Raw genomic sequence first — 3,889 nt, 5'->3', positions numbered from 1 at the left:
CCATGAAGAAATTCATTCCGATGGCAAAGAAAAAACTGAGACGGCCCGCGAACTTATCGACATCCATGCCCCGCGCGATGGCGGTACGCACGTACTCGCGACCATCCGCCAAAGTGAATGCCAACTCCTGAACAAGGTTCGCGCCGGCCTCCTGCATGTGGTAGCCCGAGATCGAAATCGAGTTAAACTTCGGCATGTGATCCGAGGTATATTCAATGATATCAGCGACGATCCGCATCGACGGTTCCGGCGGATATACGTAGGTGTTCCGAACCATGAATTCCTTCAGAATGTCGTTCTGAATGGTCCCCGAAAGCAGCGCCCGGTCATGGCCCTGTTCTTCTCCAGCCACGATGAAGCTTGCAAGGATCGGAATGACCGCGCCGTTCATCGTCATCGACACGCTGACCTGATCAAGCGGAATACTGTCAAAGAGGATTTTCATGTCCTCGACACTATCAATGGCGACCCCGGCTTTCCCGACATCCCCCTCAACGCGCGGATGGTCGCTGTCATAACCCCGATGCGTCGCCAGATCGAATGCCACACTCACACCCTGCTGACCCGCAGCCAGATTGCTTCTATAAAACGCGTTTGATTCTTCAGCCGTCGAAAACCCCGCGTATTGGCGGATGGTCCAGGGACGACCTGCGTACATCGTCGCTTTCACACCACGGGTGAACGGCGCATAGCCCGGCACTGACCCCATATGCTCAAGACCCTCGACATCGCTCTCGTCATAAAGTGGTTTGACGAGAATGCCTTCCAGCGTCTCCCACTCGATATCGCTTAGATTTTTGCCGCGAAGCTCTTTTTCCGCGAGGGACTTCCAGTCGCTCATCGAAATCTCTCCTCTTTTGGGGCTATGTCGGTGAAATCGGCGTGAGTTGGCGCGATACCCCTACGCATTCCGGAATTCAGGCTTATATTCCCCTTGAACGGAGACCTCATGACCGCACCGCGTTTTACATTTCTGCTCGCATCCGTCGCCTTAGCGATGGCCGCAACATTTGCGTCTGCTGCCGCTGGCGACGAACAAACACCTGTCGAAATATGGAACGCGGACAGAACAACTGTGTTCGACGGCCGCGACATTGATCTTGAGGCCTTCCGCTGGATCGCCCGGCCGGTTGTCGTCTTCGCCGATACGCCAGCGGATCCTGCATTCCAGCGGCAACTTGATCTTCTACAAGACGGGATGGACATGCTTGTCATGCGTGACGTCGTTCTGATCACCGACACGTCCCGGTCCGACCTAAGCGATGTGCGCCGAAAGTTACGCCCACGCGGCTTCATGCTGACACTTATCGGCAAGGATGGCGGCGTTAAACTTCGCAAACCGTTCCCTTGGCACGTGCGTGAGTTGACGCGATCCATCGACAAAATGCCATTGCGCCAGCAGGAAATCCGCGACAGCGCGACATCCGAATAGCAACTAGGCGATATGTCGGGCCTGCGGCTCACTGGAACTCCATAATGATCTCATCCACCTGAAGGCTGTCACCGGGCGCTGCTTTGACCGCAGAAACCGTGCCTTTTCGTTCGGCTCGCAGGATGTTTTCCATCTTCATCGCTTCGATTGTACAAAGCGCCTGGCCTTCGTGAACTTCCTGTCCTTCTTCAACAGCGATGTACACGATCAACCCGGGCATCGGGCACAGAAGCATTTTCGATGTGTCCGGCGGCATTTTCTCAGGCATCATCGCAACCAGCTCGGCCTGGCGCGGTGTGCGCACGACAACGTTCAAATCCGCGCCCCGATAGCGCAACCGCGCCCCGTCGCGAATGAAATCTGTCTTCACGATCATCGCTGTTCCGCCAACAGTGCCTTCAAACAAACGACATCCAAGGTTCCAGTCAGACACAACGTTCATGGCCTGCCCATCCTCGAAAGTAATTGTGGTGCAGCCTGCCTCTTCGGTTATCGAAACGTTGTAGTGTTCTTTACCAACGTAAACGACCCAATCAGGCGCGATCCGCCGCCGGTGGTTTGCCATGCCCCCGGAAATTTGTGCCGCCCGCGCTTCTTTGCGCATCTTCATATGTGCGGCAACCGCCGCCAAACGGACACTTGTTTCAGCGTCCGGCGTCACACCGGAAAATCCGTCGGGGAATTCTTCCTCGATGAAAGCCGTCGTCATTTCGCCCGAGATGAATTTCGGATGATCCATCACGGCGGCCAAAAACGGCAGGTTGTGCCCGATGCCCTCAATCTCGAAAGCGTCCAGCGCGTTGCGCATGCCTTCAATCGCATCCGCCCGGGTCGGTGCCCAGGTACACAGTTTGGCGATCATCGGATCGTAGTACCTGCTGATCTCGCCGCCTTCAAAAACGCCGGTATCGTTGCGCACAGCACGGCGTTCCTCGTCCACCTCGACAGGCGGACGATACCGCGTCAAACGCCCGATTGACGGCAAAAACCCACGATACGGATCCTCAGCGTACAGGCGGTTTTCAATCGACCAACCGTTAATCCCGATATCCGATTGCGCCAGCGACAATTTCTCGCCTGCCGCCACACGGATCATCTGCTCAACCAGATCAACGCCGGTGATCAACTCGGTCACAGGGTGTTCCACCTGAAGACGGGTGTTCATCTCAAGAAAGAAGAAATTCTTAGCGCCATCGACGATAAATTCCACGGTCCCCGCACTTGCATACCCGACGGCCTTGGCCAATTCGCAGGACTGCTTGCCCATGGCCGCCCGTGTGGCCGCGTCCAAAAACGGGGACGGAGCTTCCTCGACAACCTTCTGATTGCGACGCTGGATCGAGCATTCACGTTCATTGAGGTAAACGGTGTTCCCGAAACTATCGGCCAGCACCTGAATTTCAATATGGCGGGGTTGCGTGACGAACTTCTCGATGAATATCCGGTCGTCGCCGAACGAAGCTGCCGCCTCGTTTTTCGAGCTTTGAAAGCCCTCGCGTGCCCCATCATCATCCCATGCAATCCGCATGCCCTTGCCGCCGCCGCCCGCGCTGGCCTTGATCATCACGGGGTAGCCGACCTGATTGGAAATTTTCACCGCATCTTCGGCGTCCTCAATCAGCCCCATGTATCCGGGCACCGTCGACACGCCCGCTTCCTGAGCGATCTTCTTCGAGGTGATTTTGTCGCCCATTGCCTTGATCGCATTCACCGGCGGGCCAATAAAGGCAACGCCTTCTGCTTCCAGAGCCTCGGCAAACTTGGGGTTTTCGGACAAGAAACCATAGCCCGGATGCACCGCTTCGGCGCCGGTCTGGCGGATCGCATCCATGATCCGGTCGATCACAATATAGGACTGGTTCGCTTGGGGCGGGCCGATATGCACCGCCTCATCGGCCATCTTCACGTGCAGCGCGCTTTCATCAGCGTCGGAATAGACGGCAACCGTCTTGATCCCCATTTTGCGCGCGGTCTTGATGACACGGCAGGCGATTTCGCCCCGGTTTGCGATCAGGATTTTCTTGAACATGGCCCCTCCTTCGCCGTCTGGCGGATTGCCAAAACGACGACGGCCGCCGGGGCGTGATGCCCCGACGGCCGTCGGTACGTCAGTATTTGGTTTAGGTTACCGGCAAGCTTCCGGCGTAAGATCGTCGCATAAAACGCCGGCGGCACCGCCAACGGCGGCCCCTGTAAGAACGTTTCCGCCAAGCACTTCAGCAGTGACGGCCCCGATGGCCGCGCCCGATACGCCGCGCTCAAGGTCGGTGTCGCCGCACGCGGCAAGTGTGAGAACCGCAGCCACCGCTGCGAATGTAAATGTCTTCTGCATATAATTCTGCCTCCTTTTTGGCCCGTTCCACATCCCCTAGCCACATAGATGGGCGATTGGCGACGTGGCGCAAGGGGCAGTGTGGTAAGAGGCACGGGATCGGCGACCGCTTGCCTAAATACCCT

General features: G+C 57.0%; 4 protein-coding genes. 1 reads left to right on the top strand and 3 read right to left on the bottom strand.

Annotation, left to right across the window (positions count from 1 at the left end; genetic code table 11):
• A partial coding sequence (locus Q1B15_RS05705; RefSeq protein WP_299751429.1) for a methylmalonyl-CoA mutase family protein occupies positions 1–841 on the bottom strand: 841 nt, incomplete at its 3' end.
• Positions 842–949: 108 nt separating this feature from the next.
• Here Q1B15_RS05705 and Q1B15_RS05700 point away from each other — a divergent pair.
• Positions 950–1,432: a DUF4174 domain-containing protein gene (locus tag Q1B15_RS05700; protein ID WP_299751426.1), complete on the top strand. Its 483-nt coding sequence runs from the start codon at positions 950–952 to the stop codon at positions 1,430–1,432.
• A 28-nt stretch (positions 1,433–1,460) separates the two neighbouring features.
• On the opposite strand, the gene Q1B15_RS05695 is transcribed toward Q1B15_RS05700, so the two are convergent.
• A complete protein-coding gene (locus Q1B15_RS05695; protein WP_299751423.1) occupies positions 1,461–3,461 on the bottom strand; it encodes an acetyl/propionyl/methylcrotonyl-CoA carboxylase subunit alpha in 2,001 nt (666 codons plus the stop codon).
• Between the two features lie 96 nt (positions 3,462–3,557).
• Positions 3,558–3,764, bottom strand: coding sequence for a hypothetical protein (locus Q1B15_RS05690; protein ID WP_299751420.1), 207 nt, complete (start codon positions 3,762–3,764; stop codon positions 3,558–3,560).
• Positions 3,765–3,889: the final 125 nt, after the last annotated feature.

Source organism: uncultured Boseongicola sp. (genome assembly GCF_937988555.1).
GTDB lineage: Bacteria > Pseudomonadota > Alphaproteobacteria > Rhodobacterales > Rhodobacteraceae > Boseongicola.
Note: the sequence above shows the minus strand (reverse complement) of the source record. Positions and strands in the feature narration are given on the sequence as shown.

Excerpts from the sequence above, each read along its gene's own strand:
- Q1B15_RS05700 (WP_299751426.1), top strand. The coding sequence starts at position 950 with ATGACCGCACCGCGTTTTACATTTCTGCTCGCATCCGTCGCCTTAGCG.
- Q1B15_RS05695 (WP_299751423.1), bottom strand. The coding sequence starts at position 3,461 with ATGTTCAAGAAAATCCTGATCGCAAACCGGGGCGAAATCGCCTGCCGT.
- Q1B15_RS05690 (WP_299751420.1), bottom strand. The coding sequence starts at position 3,764 with ATGCAGAAGACATTTACATTCGCAGCGGTGGCTGCGGTTCTCACACTT.